The 18,889-nt window shown below is 41.0% G+C and carries 15 protein-coding genes and 1 riboswitch; of the genes, 1 reads left to right on the top strand and 14 read right to left on the bottom strand.

Annotation, left to right across the window (positions count from 1 at the left end; all coding sequences use genetic code 11):
• Nucleotides 1-47: 47 nt before the first annotated feature.
• The 7 genes from thiE to K6V43_RS02465 all read right to left on the bottom strand — a co-directional run bounded on the left by thiE (nucleotide 48) and on the right by K6V43_RS02465 (nucleotide 7,852).
• A complete protein-coding gene (thiE, locus tag K6V43_RS02495; protein ID WP_222381452.1) occupies nucleotides 48-692 on the bottom strand; it encodes a thiamine phosphate synthase in 645 nt (214 codons plus the stop codon).
• Nucleotides 689-1,471 carry a hydroxyethylthiazole kinase gene (gene thiM / locus K6V43_RS02490; RefSeq protein WP_222381449.1) on the bottom strand — a complete coding sequence of 261 codons (783 nt, stop codon included), beginning with the start codon at nucleotides 1,469-1,471 and terminating at the stop codon, nucleotides 689-691. The genes thiE and thiM overlap by 4 nt, the downstream gene beginning before the upstream one ends.
• 4 nt (nucleotides 1,472-1,475) lie before the next feature.
• On the bottom strand, nucleotides 1,476-2,273 hold the full coding sequence (gene thiD, locus K6V43_RS02485) for a bifunctional hydroxymethylpyrimidine kinase/phosphomethylpyrimidine kinase (RefSeq protein ID WP_024397173.1): 798 nt from the start codon (nucleotides 2,271-2,273) through the stop codon (nucleotides 1,476-1,478).
• Nucleotides 2,270-2,917, bottom strand: a complete 648-nt coding sequence (locus K6V43_RS02480; RefSeq protein WP_222381446.1) for an HAD hydrolase-like protein — start codon at nucleotides 2,915-2,917, stop codon at nucleotides 2,270-2,272. Before K6V43_RS02480 ends, thiD begins: the two co-directional genes overlap by 4 nt.
• 331 nt (nucleotides 2,918-3,248) lie before the next feature.
• Nucleotides 3,249-3,338: riboswitch (TPP riboswitch) on the bottom strand.
• Between the two features lie 62 nt (nucleotides 3,339-3,400).
• Entirely contained in the window at nucleotides 3,401-5,680 is a 2,280-nt protein-coding gene (pcrA, locus tag K6V43_RS02475) for a DNA helicase PcrA (protein WP_222381443.1), read from the bottom strand.
• A 295-nt stretch (nucleotides 5,681-5,975) separates the two neighbouring features.
• Nucleotides 5,976-7,343: a H2O-forming NADH oxidase gene (gene nox / locus K6V43_RS02470; RefSeq protein ID WP_222381440.1), complete on the bottom strand. Its 1,368-nt coding sequence runs from the start codon at nucleotides 7,341-7,343 to the stop codon at nucleotides 5,976-5,978.
• Between the two features lie 170 nt (nucleotides 7,344-7,513).
• The gene (locus K6V43_RS02465) at nucleotides 7,514-7,852 is read right to left on the bottom strand and encodes an ATP cone domain-containing protein (protein ID WP_024391680.1); all 339 of its coding nucleotides are present in this window, start codon (nucleotides 7,850-7,852) and stop codon (nucleotides 7,514-7,516) included.
• 127 nt (nucleotides 7,853-7,979) lie between these two features.
• Between K6V43_RS02465 and pepF the strand changes: the two genes are divergently transcribed.
• Complete coding sequence (gene pepF, locus K6V43_RS02460) at nucleotides 7,980-9,770, top strand: oligoendopeptidase F (protein ID WP_222381438.1); 1,791 nt, start codon at nucleotides 7,980-7,982, stop codon at nucleotides 9,768-9,770.
• Nucleotides 9,771-9,798: 28 nt separating this feature from the next.
• Here the strand turns inward: pepF and K6V43_RS02455 are convergent, their stop codons facing one another.
• The 7 genes from K6V43_RS02455 to K6V43_RS02425 all read right to left on the bottom strand — a co-directional run bounded on the left by K6V43_RS02455 (nucleotide 9,799) and on the right by K6V43_RS02425 (nucleotide 18,650).
• Entirely contained in the window at nucleotides 9,799-10,401 is a 603-nt protein-coding gene (locus K6V43_RS02455; protein WP_261311758.1) for an alpha/beta hydrolase, read from the bottom strand.
• Between the two features lie 12 nt (nucleotides 10,402-10,413).
• A complete protein-coding gene (locus K6V43_RS02450; RefSeq protein WP_222381435.1) occupies nucleotides 10,414-11,364 on the bottom strand; it encodes a VOC family protein in 951 nt (316 codons plus the stop codon).
• A gap of 132 nt (nucleotides 11,365-11,496) precedes the next feature.
• Complete coding sequence (locus tag K6V43_RS02445; protein WP_222381504.1) at nucleotides 11,497-12,204, bottom strand: MIP/aquaporin family protein; 708 nt, start codon at nucleotides 12,202-12,204, stop codon at nucleotides 11,497-11,499.
• Nucleotides 12,205-12,217: 13 nt separating this feature from the next.
• A complete protein-coding gene (gene glpO / locus K6V43_RS02440) occupies nucleotides 12,218-14,047 on the bottom strand; it encodes a type 1 glycerol-3-phosphate oxidase (protein ID WP_222381433.1) in 1,830 nt (609 codons plus the stop codon).
• Nucleotides 14,048-14,122: 75 nt separating this feature from the next.
• Nucleotides 14,123-15,637, bottom strand: a complete 1,515-nt coding sequence (glpK, locus tag K6V43_RS02435; protein WP_222381430.1) for a glycerol kinase GlpK — start codon at nucleotides 15,635-15,637, stop codon at nucleotides 14,123-14,125.
• Between the two features lie 210 nt (nucleotides 15,638-15,847).
• Nucleotides 15,848-17,311, bottom strand: coding sequence for an AcpB/EbpR/MafR family transcriptional regulator (locus K6V43_RS02430; protein WP_222381427.1), 1,464 nt, complete (start codon nucleotides 17,309-17,311; stop codon nucleotides 15,848-15,850).
• On the bottom strand, nucleotides 17,301-18,650 hold the full coding sequence (locus tag K6V43_RS02425; RefSeq protein ID WP_222381424.1) for an NAD(P)/FAD-dependent oxidoreductase: 1,350 nt from the start codon (nucleotides 18,648-18,650) through the stop codon (nucleotides 17,301-17,303). Before K6V43_RS02425 ends, K6V43_RS02430 begins: the two co-directional genes overlap by 11 nt.
• Nucleotides 18,651-18,889: the final 239 nt, after the last annotated feature.

Below are 18,889 nucleotides of genomic sequence, written 5' to 3'. Positions count from 1 at the left end.
CTCCCCTTATTAATATTACAGACCTATAATATATATTTATTAATAATTTAGCCAGACAGTGCTTGCATCCCTTCTACCAAGATCTTGGTCGCTTTGTAGGGGTCTTCAGCATGGGAAATGGCTGAGATAAGAGCTATTCCATCTGCACCTGCTTGGAGAATATCCTTGCAATCTTTTGCAGATAACCCTCCTATCGCAACCATAGGAATATCGGAATTGAGTCTCCTTAGTTGCTTTAATCCATCCATTCCAATTGCTGGACTAGCATCATCTTTAGATAAAGTGGGAAAAACAGGTCCACTTCCGATATAATCTACTAGTTCAATAGGCGAATTGAGGTATTCTTCCTCTGTTCCAACTGATAGTCCAATTATTTTCCCTGGGAAGAGCTGTCTCGCTTCTACTACTGACAAATCTCCCTGACCAAGGTGAATTCCATCAGCATCAATGGCACGGGCTAACTCAATATCATCATTGATGATTAATGGAACCTGATAGCGGTGACACAGGTGTTGAACTTGTTTTGCCAACGATAGTTTTTCAGACCCTATTAAAGCCTGCTCACCTTTTTCACGAAATTGAAAGCAAGTGATTCCTGCCTGCAATGCCTTTTCCAGGACATCCAAAAAATTGCCTTTTGAACAATCTGTCGTGCCACAAATAAAGTAAACTTGAAGCATTTTTCTATTCATACTGAATGACCTTTTTTATTTTCTTCAACCTCTTCTGACTGAATTGCATAAAGGCTATTTATAAACTCAATCTGGAAGGTTCCTGGTAGTGAAGTTTTCTGCTCTGCCATTTCTCCAGCGATCGAATAAGCCGATAGAACCTCTTCCAAACAATCCAATAATGAATCCTCATCGGCTAGGTGAATAGAGGCAGCCAGAACTGCTCCCAGTAGGCATCCTGTCCCTGTCACTAGTGGCATTAACTCACTGCCATTTTCCAAAATCCGAACCTCATGATTCACAGCGATAGCATCTTTTTTTCCTGTAATCACTACAGGAATTCCTAATTGTTGGTTGGCTCTGAGGGCTAGTTCACCAACATTGTCTATCTGAGCAGAATCTACCCCTTTCGTTTCAATTCTTTCACCAATCAAGGCTGCAATTTCTCCTGCATTCCCACGAACGAGTGAAATAGAATGATGATGTAACAGATCCAAGGCAACTTTCTTGCGATAGGCACCAGCACCTGCCGCAACAGGATCTAAGACGGTAGGTACACCATATTTCTCAGCAATATCCAATGCAGATTTGTATAGTTCCCAAGTTTCATTGGTCAAGGTTCCTGTATTAATCAATAACCCCTTTGCATAGGGAAGTAGATCCTCCAAATCTTCTGGATACTCGCTCATTGCAGGTGAGGCACCGAGAGCAAGCAAGCCATTGGCTGTAAAATTTTTGACTACATCATTCGTAATACAAATGGTCAAGGGATTTTGGCTACGTAATTTTTCCAAATACATCTAGTTACTCTCCTCTGTAGGTGGTATGATTGACAGGACCATTTCCATGACCCAGTTCTGGAGCAGTCTGAATTGCTTCTGTAATAAATCGTTTGGCGGTTTCGACTGCTTGTGCTACTGTCCGACCTTTCGCCAACTCTGCAGTAATGACTGCTGCATAGGTACAACCTGTACCATGGGTATGGTTCGTAGAAATGCGTGCTGCACTGATGATACTGATCTCATCATCTTCTAAAAATAAGTAGTCAGATGCCACCTTTGCCAAATGACCACCCTTAATGACCACATTTTTTACCCCAAGTTCTTTCCGGATCCAACGGCCCGCATTCATGATGTCATTTTCACTTTTCAGTGTTCTACCGACTAGAACTTCTGCTTCCGGTAGATTCGGTGTAATGATGGTAGCAAGAGGCAGTAATTTTGTTTTCAGCGCTTGGATGGCATCCTCTTCAATCAAACGGTCTCCACTCGTTGCGACCATAACAGGATCCAAGACATATGGACACTTCTGTTTTGTAAGATAGCTTGCGACGAGCTCAATGGTCTCGACTTGTGCTAACATTCCCGTTTTTATTGCATCTGGAACAATGTCCTGAAAGACACTTTTCAATTGTTCTTCTAAAATTTCCTGATCAAGATGACGAATTAGTTGCACCCCCTTGGTATTTTGAGCAACGACACTCGTCACGACTGCCATACCATAAACTGATCTAGCCTGAAAGCTCTTCAAATCAGCCATAATACCTGCTCCGCCTGTCGGATCTGTTCCTGCTATTGATAATGCTACATGTAAAGATGTCATTTTCTATCCTCCAAAATTGGTATTAATTCACTTAATTGCTTGATGCTAACTATACCTGTATTCTCATCAGAAAAAGGGGAATTTGGATGTTCTATATAAACTCCCGCTATTCCTAACTCGTGTCCAATACGAAGATTGTTCATATTATCCTCGACCATTACAATATTGGCTGGATCCATCCCTTCCTGATGTAGGATGAATTGGTAAAACTCCCTATTTTTATCGCTTCCAAACAGATCCAAACTGCTAAATAGTTTCACAAAATAGTTAGAAAGATGGTGGGATGACAATCCTAGTTCAGCCAGCTCCAGATAGTTTGAAGTGACTGCGTACATGACTGCACCTTTTGACTTCAATGTAGATAAGAGTTCATGCACACCATCCATCAAGGAAATATCTCTATATAGTGATTGCAGTTGATTCATTTTTTGCCTTTCAAGTTCATTCTCTTCTAAGGAATTTTCCACAAGTTGCAATAAATACGCGTTGACATCTTCCATTGGAATCCGCCAAAGTTCTTCCTTTATCTGCTGGGTATAAGCAACCCCGTGATGTTTCAAAATCCCTTGAACCACCTGATCCCAGACCTCATAGGAATCAAAAATAACTCCATCAAGGTCAAACCAAATGACCATTTTGCTCATCTATATCTCCTTTCTCTTTTCTCGTTGAAAATGTAAATTGAAGGGGCTGAGGGTATTTGTGAAAATATTGTTAATTGTATTAGCTTTATTATCACTTTCGCCTTGTCAAACTCTACGAAAGAAACTTGTTGAGCATATCATATTTCCAACCTAGAACAGCCACTAGGCTGGCCAAGCTACCTGCTCCCAGTTCCTTTTTCTGAAAGTCTTCATTCGACTATAGAAAAAACTCCATCTGATGGTTTATCAAATGGAGTTACACCTACGATGATTGATGACCAGTAAATACAGTATTCTGTACTAGAATACAAATATAATACTTGTCAACAAAATTTGTTGATACACATTTCCCTTCGGCAGTCCTAACTGCATCAGGTTCGATGGGTATAATCTCAGCCTCTTGGCACCCCAAATGTTCTATTCAATTTTACAAAAATACTTTATCATATTTTCGAGCTTACTGCAATTGTTTTTTAAGTAAATTTAATCTTCTTTACTTATCGGCGCTAGGCTTGCCAAGACTTTTTTGAGTCCCATGTCAGGGAAATTGATTTTAAGTTCTTGATTGCTGCCTGAGCCTGAAACTTCAAGGACTGTTCCGCGTCCCCATTTCTTGTGGACTGCAATGTCACCAACTGACCAGTTGGTGCCTGAGCTTGACGATTGGTTGCTTGATGCGAAGGGCATACTGCCTCCGAGCCTGGCAGATGGTTGTACGGCTGCTTTTCGACTTTGTAAGGCTTGTTGCAGGCTCATGCCTTGTCCAAACTGTGTCGCTCTGCCATTGACATAAGAAGCCTTAAAGCTAGTATTGGCTGGACGAGCGAGCCCCTGGTAATCAAGGAGGTCACTGGAAATTTCTCGGATAAAGCGGCTTGGTTGGTTGTAGTTGGTGCGACCGAAAAGAAGTCGAGAATTGGCATTGGTCAGGTAGAGGGTCTGCTCTGCCCGTGTGATACCTACGTAAGCCAAACGACGTTCTTCTTCCAATTCGTCCTCTTCTTCTGCTGCACGGCTGAGCGGGAAGACATTTTCCTCCATACCGATCAAGAAAACAACTGGAAATTCCAGACCTTTGGCTGCATGAAGAGTCATGAGGGTCACTTCTGAAGATTCGCTATCGCCATCATCTGTGTCAGCAATCAAGGCCAAGTCAAGTAGGAAACGAGTTAGTCTATCAAGACCAGTCTCTTCTTCCTCTGATTCTTTGTCATCAAAGTTTTTGGTAACAGAAAGGAATTCCTGGATGTTTTCAATGCGGGCATTGGCTTCCAGCGTATTTTGTGCTGCAAGGGCATCCATATAGCCTGTTTGGTTCAATACAGCCTCTACTACTTGGGTAACCGTCAAGTTGTCTAATTGATTACGAAGATTATAGAGGAGATTAGCTAGGTCAAAGACTGCCTGTGCTGCCTTTCCTTTGATTGGTGACAGAATAATATCTTGTGATGCTTCTAGCAAGGACATGCCATGACTGGTCGCAAAATCACGTATCTTTTCAACCGTTCCGGGGCCAACACCACGCTTTGGCTCATTGACAATGCGTTCATAGGAGATATTGTCCGATGGATTGGCAATGAGGTTCAAGTAAGAAATGACATCCCGAATTTCCTTACGGCTGTAGAACTTGGTACCGCCAACCATTGTGTAAGGGATATTGGACTTGAGCAGAGCTTCTTCAATGGTACGAGATTGAGCATTGGTCCGGTAGAGAACCGCAAAATCCTTATAGGCCTTGCCTTCTCGGCACAACTGGTCGATTTGACTCGCTACAAATATCGCCTCGTCATTTTCATCCCGAGCACGGTAATAGGTAATCAAATCCCCTTGGGCATTCTGTGTCCAAAGTTTTTTCGGACGGCGATTGCGGTTGTTTTCGATAACCTCATTGGCAGCCTGTAAGACGTTTTTGGTCGAACGATAGTTTTCCTCCAAAAGGACAACCTTGCTCTCTGGATAATCCTTTTCAAAGTCCAGGATATTTTGCATATCCGCCCCACGCCAACCATAGATAGACTGGTCCGCATCTCCGACCACGCAGATATTCTTGAAACGTGATGCCAGGAGCTTGACCAATTGGTACTGGGCATGGTTGGTATCCTGATACTCATCGACATGGATGTACTGGAATTTCTGCTGGTAATAGGTCAGGACCTCTGGATTTTGGTCAAAAAGGCGGAGCGTCAACATAATCAAATCATCAAAGTCAACGGCCTCTGACTGTCTGAGTTCCTTTTGATAAGCCGTGTAGCATTTAGCAACAATCTGCGTGTATAGATCGCCTGCCTGGGCTTCAAATGCCTTGTCATCAATCAAATCGTTTTTGGCATTAGAAATGGTTCCCAGGATAGAACGTTCACTCCATTTTTTCGGATCTAAATTGAGATTTTTCAAAATCCGTTTCATGAGACTGCGTTGCTCACCTGGATCGACAATCGTAAAATTGCGATTATAGCCAATATGGTCAGCATCCCGACGCAAAATGCGGACACACATGGAGTGGAAGGTAGCTATCAAACAATCTTGAGTTGCAGGATTGAGGGCATAGGCCCGCTCCTTCATCTCACGCGCCGCTTTATTGGTAAAGGTAATGGCTAAGATATTCCAAGGATTGACCATTTTTTCATCAATCAAATACGCAATACGGTGGGTCAGGACTCGCGTCTTACCCGAACCAGCTCCTGCCATAATCAAAAGCGGTCCTTCTGTCGTCTGTACCGCTTCTGCCTGTCTGTCATTCATTCCGTTTAATAATGGGTTCATTTTCTCTTACTTTCCTAGAACATATATTTACAAGTGATCCACTTTCAAACAGGAAATCGTTTATAGCTAATCAAGGTAGTTTTTTGAAAAATACCGACTGTATTTTTGGAAAAACTAACGATAAATAGCTGAAAAACTAGGCTTAGATGAAAGTGCTACACTGTGAATACAGGTTCGTTATGATCATACCCTCCATTATACCAAAAAAACTCTCAATAGGCAGTTGCAATGTGATAGATGGCAAGCAAAAAAGCCCAGAGAACATCTCTGAGCCATATTTATCAACTTAAATTGATTATTCAGCACCCAAGGCAGCTACTGTGATGTAGTTGTATGGTTTGTTGAAGTGTGGCAAGAAGAACAAGTCTGTCAATGCCAATTTTTCGATTGTTACACCTTCTTGGATTGCCAATGAGAAGAGGTGGATACCCAATGAAATATCTTCACGAGCAGCCATTTGTGCACCAAGAACACGACGTGAATCTTTATCGTAAACAATCTTGAGAGTTACAGGGAAATTACCATGTTCCATGAATTCTGGTTTTTGGTTGTCTGTCACTTCTGTAACTGCTGCGTTAAATCCAAGACGAGTAGCTTTTTCAAGAGTCAAACCAGTTGATACAAGGTTTAATCCATAGATAGAGATACCGTTAGACCCTTGTACACCGATACCTTCAAGGTCAGTACCACAAATGTTGTGTGCTGCTACGATACCAGTACGTACAGCGTTTGAAGCCAATGCGATGTAGCTTGTGTCGCCAGTAGCGTTGTCGTAGATTGTTGCACAGTCACCAATAGCATAAACGCCTGGGATTGAAGTCTCTTGGCGTTTGTTTACAAGGAAGGCACCATTGCGGAAACGCTCAATTCCTTCACCAGCAAATGCAGTGTTTGGACGGAAACCAACTGCCAAGATAACCATGTCAACATCATATTCGTTTTTATCAGTGATGATTTTTTCAACTTTGCCATCACCAGCAACTTCTTTAACAGTTTCACCGAAAGCAAGTTTGATACCATTGTCTTCCAAGTTTTTAGCCATAAGGTCTGACAAGTCGCGGTCATAGTAACCAGCCAAGCATGTATCAACAACATCGATAAGGACTACTTCTTTACCTTTACGTTGGAATGCTTCCGCAAGCTCAACACCGATATAACCAGCACCCACAACTGCAACGCGGTTGATGTCTTTGTTCTTCAATTTTTCGATAACATCAGCTGAGTTTTGGTACAATTTAACAAATTGCAAGTTTTCAAGAGTTGCTTCAAATTCAAGAGAACCTTCTTTGATGGCAGCTCCTTTGATTGGTGGCAAGATTGGTTGTGAACCAGTTGCAAAAAGAAGTTTGTCAAATGATTCAACATGCTCTTGACCGTTTACAAGCGCAGTAACTGTTTTTGCTTCATAATCAATAGCTGTAACAGGTGACTCCATGTAAACTGTTGCGCCCAAGCTTTCTAACTCTTCTTTATTTGAATAGAATAGACCTTCTGGACCTGCAATTTGCTCACCAATCCATAAAGCCATCCCACAACCCAAGAATGAAATATTTGAGTTTTGGTCAAATACAACGATTTCATTTTCTTGACCATAATTTGTTAACATAGTTTTGATTGCGGCAGTACCAGCATGGTTCGCACCGACAACAACGATTTTAGACATAGAAAAATCTCACTTTCGAAATATATTTTTACGAGATTCATTATACACCAAAAATGTTACCGATTACAAAATATATGCTCAGAATATCACATTTTTTAAATTCAATTGATATTTGCCAATATATATATTTACTGATATGCAAAAAAACCTAGATTTCTCTAGGTTTCAGCTTAACGTACTTGTTCAAAACGCAAATGTACAATAATCTTATCAGCATAACCATTACGTTCCAAATCACGTTGTAAACGATAAGAAATATAATGTTCTGCAATTGAGATATAACCCGCATCAAGCAAACGATGTTCAACCTGAGATTGAACCATACTAATGGTAGGTCGCTCTGTATGAGCTTCTTCCAAGTCAAGAACAACTTTTTTGGTTACCTGCGCAAGATTCTTCCGCCAAGTATCATCAATAACATAAACTGTTTGGGCTGCCTTGAGAATAGCTTGATAAATTTTTTCTGGATCAAATTCAACAATTTCTCCGCTACGTTTAATGACTTGCATAAAAGCTCCTTTCTGGTTTTCAGTAAACCCTTTCATACTTCTATTATCTAGGTTTTTCACGGTTTTGTCAAGTTTCTTTTTTCATTCTGTGATATAATGTCAATATTACAACATAAAGGAGAATACCATGTCGAATGCAATGCCAAAGCGTCATGAAATTGACGTTCAACTTACTTGGAATACCAATCTGATTTTTCCAGATAATCAGGCCTATAAAGATGCCTTGGTAACCTATAAAAAACAAGTTGAGAATTTTGAAGCAAGTTACAAAGGAAAATTAACAACACTTGAAACCATTGTTTCTGCTCTAAAAGAATACGAAGGCTTAGCCATTTTAGAGAGTAAATTATCACACTACGCTTTCCTACCGCTTGAAGTTGATAAAATGAACACCGAGTTAGCCAGTTTGTCAAATGACTTTGACTTGACAATTGCCTACACAATTCCAAAATTGTCTTTCTTACATACAGAACTGAGCTTACTAGATCAAGATGTATTGAAAAGTGTGATTGCTGACCAACCTCAGTGGGAATCATACATCCAAAACATTATTCGTCAAAAACCATACCAGCTTCATCCTTTACAAGAAGAGCTTCTTGCAAACTTTGCACCAACATTTGGTCAGCCTTATAACAATTACGGTGTGACCAAGTTTGAAGATATGACCTTTGATAGTTTTGAAGCCAATGGTGAAACACTTGGAAACAGCTATGTGCTCTTTGAAAATGATTATGAACTCAGCCATGATACCGAAATCCGTCGCAATTCAGCTACTGGCTTCTATTCAACCTTGAAGAAATACAAAAATACAACTGCTGCTACTTATTTGTCTCATATCAAAAACGAACAAATCGAAGCTCGTTTGCGTGGATTTGACAATACGATTGACTTCCTCTTGCACAGTCAAAATGTCTCCCGCGACCTCTTCGACCGTCAGATTGATGTCATCATGAAAGAATTGGCTCCTCACATGCGTCGCTATGTGAAATTGGTTGCTAAGGCTCATGGTTTGGACAAAATCACACACGCTGACTTGAAAATCAGTCTGCCTTCTGAATATAACCAACGCATCACACCTGAAGAATCCAAACAATTCTTGATTGACTGCTTGGGTATTCTTGGTGAAGATTATGTGAAAATGATTGAACAATCATTTGATGAGCGTTGGATTGACTTTGCTCAAAACGAAGGCAAGGCAACAGGTGGATTCTGTGCTACCTTATATGATGGACCATCTTACATCTTACTTTCATGGACAGGTTTGATGAATGAGGTCTTGGTATTGGCTCACGAATTAGGACATGCTGGTCATTTCCAATTGGCTAAGAAACAAAGTGTGCTAAGCTATGAACCATCACTATACTTCATCGAAGCGCCATCTACTGCAAATGAGGTCTTGACATGTAATACACTCTTGAAAAACAATCAAGATCCTGGTTTCCAAGCCTATTTGATTAGTGAATTGATTAGTCGCACCTACTTCCACAACATGGTGACTCACTTGCTTGAAGCAGCCTTTCAACGTGAAGTCTACACTCGCCTTGATAATGATGAATATCTAAATGGGGACATTCTTTGTCAAATCAAACTAGACATTATCAAGGAATTCTGGGGTGAAGACTTTGAAATCGGTGACGATGCAGGTCTTATCTGGATGCGTCAACCACACTACTATATTGGTTTGTATCCATATACCTACTCAGCTGGTTTGACCATCGGTACGGCTATGGCTAAGCAATTGGAAGAACATCCTGAAGAAGTTGTTGAAAAATGGTTGGAAACCTTGTCACTAGGTGCAAGTCTTTCTGCCCAAGACCTTGCTAAACACGCTGGTGTTGACGTTTCAACAGATCAACCTCTTAAAGAAACCATCGCCTATGTTGGTTCATTGGTTGACAAATTAGAATCCTTAATCTAATAACTCTTAAAGGCTTGAACATATTGGTTCAGGCCTTTTCGTTTATTCTTTCTTGGTACCAATTTCTCACATAGGTCAATTCGTCTTGACTTAGAAAGTGCCCTTTGTCAAAACGAGCTAGGTTGGCTTTGGGAAAGGCAGACGCTTGCCAGTCATCTACAAGATTTTCTAGAGCGACTGGTTCGACATATGGGTCATTCTGCCCCAGTGTAAACAAAATCTCTGCTCTGCTATTTTCCATAGGAAAAGCATAATCTAAAGCTGAAGGGTGGAGCAAGATATAATTGTCCGCCAGGTTTGACTGCTTGGTTAACAAGCCCATGATAAAGTTGGCACCATTTGAAAATCCAACAAAGGTAATCTGCTGGTAGGGCTGAATGTCTAAGTCCTGCCAAAAATCCAGAAAAGCCGACAAGCGCATTTCAACATCGACAAGATCCAGTTGACCATCGATCAGCGGGGCAAAGAAACGCCTTTCTCTGCCTTGACCCCAACTTCCATCCAAGGAAAGGACAAAAGCTTCTGGATCTAGCTGTTGGCGGAGAAAGAGCATTGATTCCTTGTTGCCGCCCGTACCATGGAAAAAGACCAATAGACGGGGACTGGTCCCTTTGATAAAGCGATAATCCATTCAAATTTTCTCCTAATAACGTTGGGAGAGAGTTTTTTCAATTTCCTGCCTGTCTTCTTCAAAGAAACTTGGCAAGAATAACTCGACTTCATCCAGTTGATCTTTTTGAGTCGGCATAGTAGCTTTCCGTTCTCCTGTCATCGTTGCAACCTCAAACATGAGATAATTTGGTGCTCGGAAGTACAAGGAATGCATAAAATCTCGATTGATAATACCAGAATGTGGACGATTTTGAAGGTTCAAATGGTCAACCATTTCTTCTAAATCAGATTCATCAAGCACGCCGAAAGCTACATGATGTATTCCACCAACACCGATTACACTGATTTTTGATTCCTTATCGACAATTACCTGCACTCGGTGTTGAAACTCGTTATCAAATACTAGTGAAATCACTTCTTGTCCTTGGTATTTATATCGATATTCTTCCACAAAACCAAAACGGTCCTCAAGTAATTCAATTAGAGCTTTTTCTTCACGAACCCGCATTTGTATGCCAGCTATGCCTACAATTGCTGCAGCCGCAGGAATGTCCTTAGTCTCAACCGGTAGCATCTCTCCTATGGATTCATGATAGGTCAAACCGAGCAACTGGCCATCCTCATCTTGGAAATTCAAGATATGACCGTTTCCAAAGGCCTGAATTCCTTCATTTACCACTTCAAACTCTGTCAGTCTTTTCTGCCAAAATTCCAAGGCAGCAAAATCTTTGACTAGAAAAATGGTTCTTTCCAATCGATTTGCCCCCTCCCGTTGTCGAGCTAGTGTCGGCATATCAAAAATAGTGAATTCCGTTCCAAATCGACCTTCTGCATCTCCAAAAAACAAATGATACATAGAAGAATCGTCCTGATTCACCGTCTTTAAGGTTAATTTCAAACCTAGAATATGATGATAAAAATGATAGGCTTGATGAATATTTCCAACCAAGCTTGAAATGTGATGAATACCTGTATTGTTCATAAGAATACCTCTTTGATTATGATACAAGTATTTTATCACTAATTATTGATATTTTAAACTATTTTGCTCACAATTGACAGCCAAGGAATAAAAAAACTTCCCCAACCATTGCTGATTAGAGAAGGATACTTCTTAAAAAATGAGACCATATAGGACAGCCGCAAGCAAGCCTCCGATGATTGGACCAACTACTGGTACCCAAGCATAACCCCAATCCGAATCTCCCTTGTGCTTCAATGGAAGAATGGCATGCATGATACGAGGACCAAGGTCACGCGCAGGGTTTAGGGCATATCCTGTCGGACTACCAAGTGAAACTCCGAGTGAAACAATCAAACCGCCGACGATTAAAGTGCCAAGCCCTGTTGGAAAATCATACTGTCCAAAAGCCAATAATCCCAAGACCAAAACAAAGGTTCCGATTGCTTCGCTAATGGTATTGGAAACAAGGTTGCGGATGGCAGGACCAGTAGAGAAAGTTGCCAATACAGCACTTCTGTCCTCAGTAGCGTCGTAGTGATCCTTGTACATGAGGTAGACCAAGATACTTCCGATAAAGGCTCCGATAAATTGAGCAAGGATGTAAGGAACTACAGAAGCCCATGGGAGATTTCCTGCAAAGGCCATGGCAATTGATACAGCTGGATTGAGGTGGGCAGGTCCCAATAAACCACTCACAAAAGCTGCCATGGCTACTGCTAGACCCCAACCAATTGTGATGACAATCCAACCAGCATCCTTGGCCTTACTCTTATCTAGTACTACTCCTGCTACCACACCATTACCTAGTAAGACAAGTAAGGCGGTTCCCAATACTTCACCGATTAATTCATTTGTCATCATGCACCTCTTTCTATTTTTCTTTCAAATAAGTCAAATCATTCTTAACAAGTGTATCTGCCAACAATTGTTCCTGTTGAGCAACTTCTTCTTCTGACCATGCATAGTAGGCTGCCATTTCTTTCAAAACGTCTGGTGCCACCGCATCCAACTGCTCACGCATAAAGAGCATGTAGTTGGTCCGACGGAGAAGATAGTCAACTGCAGTCAAGGTCATCTCTTCCTTCATAGCATAATGAAGGGAAAGCAAATCACGCTTGTTCAAGCCTGAAACGGCTTCTACTTTATGGTTCAAGGCAAAGACTTTTGGCGCATTTGAGCCGTACAAGTTTGCCAAGTAAAGCGCATCATCATAGACAAGACCTTTCTTCACACCTAGTTGAGCCAGATGTTCGATTTCTTCTGCAACGTTAGCAGGGTTTAATTCACCACCAGAGACTGGGTAAGTCTTAGAATTGATGAGTTTGAAGCTACGACCATGCTCTTCTTTGAGGATGTCTGCAACCTTTTCCATTGCTCCTTCGGCCATCTTACGGAAGTCCGTGATTTTACCACCTGCAAGAGTCAGCAAACCATTGTCATCGCGATCAAGGGCAGAACCGCGTGATACAGCAGATGGGTCCAAATGTTTTTCAGAAACACTGCCTTCCAAATGTGTCAAATCTTGCTCCACATCGTCACGTGTCTTTTTATTGTTCAAATAACCTTTAACTGTTTCAATCAAGCTATTAAAGCTGTCATCGCTGAGCTTACCGTTGTTTCCACCATTGTAGTCAGAAGCACCATTTCCAGACAAGAGGGGACGAAGACCTGCCCAACCGCTCTCAATGTCATCCAAGGTCAAGTTTGCTTCTGGGAAGCGATTGTTGACAATATCAAGCAGGTAGTCAACATCTTCTTGGGTTACCATTGGATTTGCCAAATCACCAGTATAGTCTGTATCAGTCGTACCAAAATAGGTTTTGTTTTCACGTGGAAGGACAAAGACCATTCGACCATCTGCGTGACCTGTATCAAAGTAAGTTGGCTGTGGCACAGACAAGCGAGAGCTATCGACAACTAGATGCACACCCTTGGTCGGACGCATCTGGAAAACGCCTGAACCTTCGCCACCCAGATTACGCACTTCATCACTCCATGGTCCTGTTGTATTGATGACCAAACGAGCATGAATTTCAAAGGTGCTATCTGTCAGCAAATCACGAGCAACAATGCCGATAACTTTACCTGACTCATCCTTGATAAATTTCTCAGCTTTGACACGGCTGGCAATCAAAGCTCCATCTTTGGCTGCACGTTTGATGTTCTCAATGACCAAGCGGGCATCATTGTTACGGAAGTCGAGATAGACACCGCCACCAATCAATCCTTCTTGCTTCAAGTTTGGTTCGCGTTCAAGGACTTCCTCCTTGGTCAAGACCTTATTGGCCATATTAGTATTGTTGACGCCAGCCAAGAGATCATAGAGGTCCATGGCTACTTTCAAACGGAAGAGGCTGAAGGTAGAACCTGGCTCATCATAAACTGGTAAAAGCATTGGATCTGGCTTTGGAATATGTGGGGCGATATTTTGTACTACTGCGCGTTCAGATACGGTATCGGATACCACTTCCACGTCAAATTGTTTCAAATAACGTAATCCACCATGAACCAATTTAGTTGAGCGACTTGAAGTGCCTTCCGCAAAGTCTTGCATTTCAATCAAGGCTGTTTCCATGCCACTTGCTGCTGCCTGTAAAGCCACACCAGCACCCGTAATACCACCACCGATAATGAGGAGGTCTAGTTGACGATCCTGCATTCGTTCAATGGCTATGCGTCTTGTTTCTTTTGAAAATTCCATACGATTCACTTCCTAACTTTCGAATAGGACTGTCTAGCAAGAGGAAATTCTTCTTTCCCCTCGATAACAAGTCCTTTATTGCTCTTCATCCACTTCTGCAAAAAGTTGAGTTGCTGCGACAGCTTTTTTCCATCCCTTGTAAAGTTGTTCTTTACGAGCTTCGTTCATGGTTGGTTGGAAGGATTGGCCGACAGCGTTGAGTTCTTTCAATTCATCCAAATCTTTCCAGAAACCAACTGCTAAACCAGCCAAGAATGCCGCTCCAAGAGCTGTAGTTTCAAGGTTTTGAGCGCGTGCGATTTCAATACCCAAAATATCTGCTTGGAATTGCATGAGGAGACTGTTCATTGCTGCACCACCGTCAACCTTCAAGACAGAAATATCAATATCTGTGTCTATTTGCATGGTATCAATAACATCACGAACCTGATAAGCAATGGATTGAAGAGTTGCTTTGACGAAGTCTTCTTTTGTTGTACCACGTGTCAATCCAAAAACAGAGCCACGCGCATCAGAGTTCCAATACGGAGCTCCAAGTCCTGTAAAGGCTGGAACAACATAGACTTCATCATTGCTGGTAGACTTACGAGCAAGCTCTTCTGACTCAGGAGATGTAGTCACCATTCGCATACTGTCACGGAGCCATTGAACCGCTGAACCAGCGATAAAGATAGAGCCTTCCAAAGCATAGTATACTTTACCATTGATACCATAGCCAATTGTTGTGAGAAGGTTGTTCTGTGACAACTGCATCTCTTCACCTGTATTCATCACGATGAAGGAACCAGTTCCGTAAGTATTTTTCACCATACCTGGCTCAAATGCCAATTGTCCAAATAGGGCAGCCTGTTGGTCACCAGCCATACCTGAGATTGGCACTTCTGCACCATAGAAATGGAATGGAGCTGTTGTGCCGTAAACTTCAGAGTTTGAACGAACTTCCGGCAACATGGCTTTTGGAATATTGAGAAGAGATAAAATTTCGTCATCCCATTTCAACTCTTCAATATTGTAGAGCATGGTACGAGCTGCGTTTGAATAATCTGTCACATGCTGTTTGCCATCTGTTAACTTCCACACTAACCAAGTATCAATGGTTCCAAACAGAATCTCCCCTTTTTCAGCACGTTCCTGCGCTCCAGGGACTTGGTCCAAAATCCAGCGAACTTTGGTTGCTGAGAAGTAAGCATCCACTACAAGGCCTGTTTTTTTATGAATCATATCTGCGTGACCATCCGCCTTCAGCTGGTCAGCAAGATGAGCTGTTTGACGAGATTGCCAGACAATCGCATTGTAAATCGGAAGGCCTGTTTCCTTATCCCAAACAACTGTTGTTTCACGTTGGTTGGTAATACCAATTCCTTCGATTTGATCAGGACGAACACCGCTTTCGATAAAGGACCCTGCAATCACAGACTGAACAGAATTCCAAATTTCATTGGCATTATGTTCAACCCAACCTGGTTTCGGGAAAATTTGCGTAAACTCTTTTTGGTAACTGCCAACTTTTTCACCTTTTTTATTGAAGATAATGGCACGTGAACTAGTAGTTCCCTGGTCAATGGCCATGATGTATTTTTCTGTAGACATAGGTCTTCCTCCTGTTTATTTACTTTCGTTGAAAACGCTTCCGTTTTCTTGGTAACTCTATTCTAACCCATTCTCGGCAATGTATCCTATCAATTTTTTTAAAAAAATAAAAAAATTTGATATAAGTGAGCTAGAAAGTCCAGCAAATCAACATATATCAAATTTTTTCAAGCAACACTTTTGTTCCTGCTAAAGATTTTTTTCAATCAGTTACCGATGTTCTATTGGAAAAGGTGTTTGAGTTGCAATTTTTTCTGATTGTCTTGCCTTTTGATTGTACAGGTCTTGTATAATAGATTTCAATTGTACAACATCATGCATTTTTAATTGAGTTCCCAAATAATAAATAGGGCATGGCGATTCGTTTAGGTAGTCAGTGATAATGAAATCATAAGATTCTCCATTCTGATAAGGGTCTATAAGCACCTGACGATTGCCTTCAAGCTTTTCTCTCAACTGCATTAATAAAGGATAGGACAGAACCTCATGCAAAGAAGATGCGAAACCAATTTTGACCTGTATCGGCTGTACCTGACTAAAATATACATACAATGCTATGATTTTGGGATAATAGCCAGCCATTACCTGATCAGCATCTAGACTTCTATGAAAAGCTGTTTTAAAGACATTTTTTAATAATTGGGCTGCCTCGTATTCAAATGAAAGTTCTTGTACCACTTCAAGTTCAAGCGTAGATCGAAAGAAATACAATTGACTCATGGTCTGATTCAAATGATACAGGGCCTCTTCTGAAATCGACAAGGACTCTCCTAGGTGTGAACGAAAAACGTGCAAAGCAAGCGACGTTGCTTCCATAATTGGACCCCCAAAGCCCAGAACCTGTTCCAACTGATGTGGTTCTAAAATAAAATGACTAAACAAAAATGCAAATAAAGCCATGATCTCCCCTTCCTGAAAGGAAGCAGATTGTTGTTGTCCCACTGTCAGATACATCTTCCGCAATTGTCGATAAAATTTATGATCCTGATAAGGTCTCATAAGGCTATACAGCGCCTTAAAATCCAACTGTTGTAACTTAGACCGTTGTTGTGAAATCATCAACCATAATAAAAGACGATAGGCCTGTTTAGGATTGAGTTTTGACTGATAAAAGCGTTCAAATAAGGGTAATAAGGCGTCCAAATGGCGACTGGCAAATTCCGCTTGGTATTTGGAATTCACAGTTGTCAAGAGGAGGATTTGGTGTAAAAAATACCGGATTTGGAGCTCGCTTCCTTTTAACCGGCCGCTTTTAATGGCGATGCCGAATTCAGCCAATAATTGGTTTAGTGATGCAAGATGGCGATTGAGCGTAGCCTCACTAATTAGTAATTCTTGAGACAATGTCTGTAAAGAAACATCTTCTTTATCCAATAAAAATACAATGATCTGATACTTGATACTTGGCTGAAAAAGATAAGATAATATTTGTTCTTGACTTAGTCGAGTATCTTTTTGTAAAGAAACCTTCTCTTCCTCAAGGTGAAATACAAGACCCAATTCGGCATGCGACTCTTCATTAAATGATTCGATATAGCGCAATAAAGTTGATTTTGATAGATCTAAATAGCGACATACATCTTTCAGCAAGGGAGCGTCTTTTCTGTTTTCCACAAACAGGAGCAACTGATAAATAGCTCGTTCGCGTTTTTCCAATAGGGAATCAATCTGCATAGTCACCCTCCGTATATGCTAGGTTTTCTTGCCGAATAAATTCCTGAGCTGCTTCTATCATCATTGGCACCAAGGGAGTCTTACCGGGAAGACATAACCAAGATTGTTGGACTAGATCAAATACTGTTAAACCCTTTGAAATAGCAAGTGACAAGGCATCCATTTGTTCAATATGATCAACAACAGAAACGAGTTGACCTCCTACGATTCGTCCATTTTCATCTACAATCAATTTAAAATCAGCCATTTCTAATTCCCATTGACTGTATGGACTTCTCATCCGAATCGACTTACACTTCAGCCATAAATTTGCTTCACTTTCTGTCAACCCAATACTAGTCACATAATAGCCAAACAAGCGACTCGATACAATCCGTTGGGTTTTCTTCAATGGAAAACTCTGCATCACTAAGTTCTGAGCAGCTAGTCTTCCAGTTCGGATAGCATGATGAATCATTGGAAGATAAGCTTGGCCAAAATATTCTACTGGTAAACTAATCAAATCTCCCACAGCAAAAATATTTATCTGGCTGGTTTCAAGATACTCATTTACCCAAACAGTACCTTCAACGTTTATTCTCAGGAGATTTTTTACCAACTGAATATTGGGTATCAAATTCGTTGATGGAAGAACAAAATCAGCTCGATAATTTCCATTTACAGTCTGGCAAATAAGTTGCTTTTCCTGCTCATCTATCTCAATCTGATTCACAGTTTCGGATAAATGTACCTGAATTCCTCTTTGTTCCATTTCCAGACGAATGGGCTCAACCATCTCCTCATCAAGGTACTTCGCCAACAGGGAATCTTGCGCCTCAAACACATGTAACTCCAGATTCTTTTGACTCAGTGCATCTAAGCTTTCTAATCCAATCTGACCCGCTCCAATGACTGCAATGGTTTTTGCTTGCTTTATTTTTTCTAGACTACTTTGCGCTTGAGTAAGGGTCTTAGACCGGATCAAGTAGTCTTGAAGTTCTTCCTGGCCCCATTCCCACGTTTGACTGGCACCCATAGCTAAGATCAGACGATCATAGCTTATTTCACTGATGACATTTTGCTGTCTTAATTTAAGCCGACTCGTTTCAGGATTAATGGCTAAACACTCAGTTTCAAAGAGACAGGTAATGGTAGTCTGCAATAGTTCCTTGTACAAAGAAATCCTTGCTTCCTCCCACTCAGTCATGCGATCTGACAATTTCCAGTTTAAGGCATTTGGAAAAAAGGCAACATCCTTTTCTCGATCAATCAATGTAATCTGAGCATCTTTATACAATTTTCTGCACTCCAAAGCTGCACTCAACCCAGCAAATGAAGCTCCGATAATAACAATTTTCATACTTGCTCCTTCATCCTTTTTTGTCATTATAACAAGAAATTAACAAGAATGGAAAGGCTTGCAACTGGAAAATGGAGAATAAAAAATGATTTTTAGAAATGTTGTGCATTCTAATGTTTGTCTATCTAAGAAAAAAATAAGAACACAGATTTTCAAATTACTGATTTAAAAATCCGTGTTCTTTCTAATAATTTCAGAAAACAAACAGTCATTGTTTATTTTTTGTTTTTAGGCTCGGG

The organism is Streptococcus suis (assembly GCF_019794615.1).
GTDB classification, from domain to species: Bacteria; Bacillota; Bacilli; order Lactobacillales; family Streptococcaceae; genus Streptococcus; species Streptococcus suis_AI.
Note: the sequence above shows the minus strand (reverse complement) of the source record. Positions and strands in the feature narration are given on the sequence as shown.

Coding starts and splice junctions, on each gene's coding strand:
- K6V43_RS02480 (WP_222381446.1), bottom strand. CDS start 2,917: ATGAGCAAAATGGTCATTTGGTTTGACCTTGATGGAGTTATTTTTGAT.
- thiE (WP_222381452.1), bottom strand. CDS start 692: ATGAATAGAAAAATGCTTCAAGTTTACTTTATTTGTGGCACGACAGAT.
- K6V43_RS02430 (WP_222381427.1), bottom strand. CDS start 17,311: ATGCAGATTGATTCCCTATTGGAAAAACGCGAACGAGCTATTTATCAG.
- K6V43_RS02450 (WP_222381435.1), bottom strand. CDS start 11,364: ATGAACAATACAGGTATTCATCACATTTCAAGCTTGGTTGGAAATATT.
- pcrA (WP_222381443.1), bottom strand. CDS start 5,680: ATGAACCCATTATTAAACGGAATGAATGACAGACAGGCAGAAGCGGTA.
- pepF (WP_222381438.1), top strand. CDS start 7,980: ATGTCGAATGCAATGCCAAAGCGTCATGAAATTGACGTTCAACTTACT.
- nox (WP_222381440.1), bottom strand. CDS start 7,343: ATGTCTAAAATCGTTGTTGTCGGTGCGAACCATGCTGGTACTGCCGCA.
- K6V43_RS02455 (WP_261311758.1), bottom strand. CDS start 10,401: ATGGATTATCGCTTTATCAAAGGGACCAGTCCCCGTCTATTGGTCTTT.
- thiD (WP_024397173.1), bottom strand. CDS start 2,273: ATGACATCTTTACATGTAGCATTATCAATAGCAGGAACAGATCCGACA.
- K6V43_RS02465 (WP_024391680.1), bottom strand. CDS start 7,852: ATGCAAGTCATTAAACGTAGCGGAGAAATTGTTGAATTTGATCCAGAA.
- glpO (WP_222381433.1), bottom strand. CDS start 14,047: ATGGAATTTTCAAAAGAAACAAGACGCATAGCCATTGAACGAATGCAG.
- glpK (WP_222381430.1), bottom strand. CDS start 15,637: ATGTCTACAGAAAAATACATCATGGCCATTGACCAGGGAACTACTAGT.
- K6V43_RS02445 (WP_222381504.1), bottom strand. CDS start 12,204: ATGACAAATGAATTAATCGGTGAAGTATTGGGAACCGCCTTACTTGTC.
- thiM (WP_222381449.1), bottom strand. CDS start 1,471: ATGTATTTGGAAAAATTACGTAGCCAAAATCCCTTGACCATTTGTATT.
- K6V43_RS02425 (WP_222381424.1), bottom strand. CDS start 18,650: ATGAAAATTGTTATTATCGGAGCTTCATTTGCTGGGTTGAGTGCAGCT.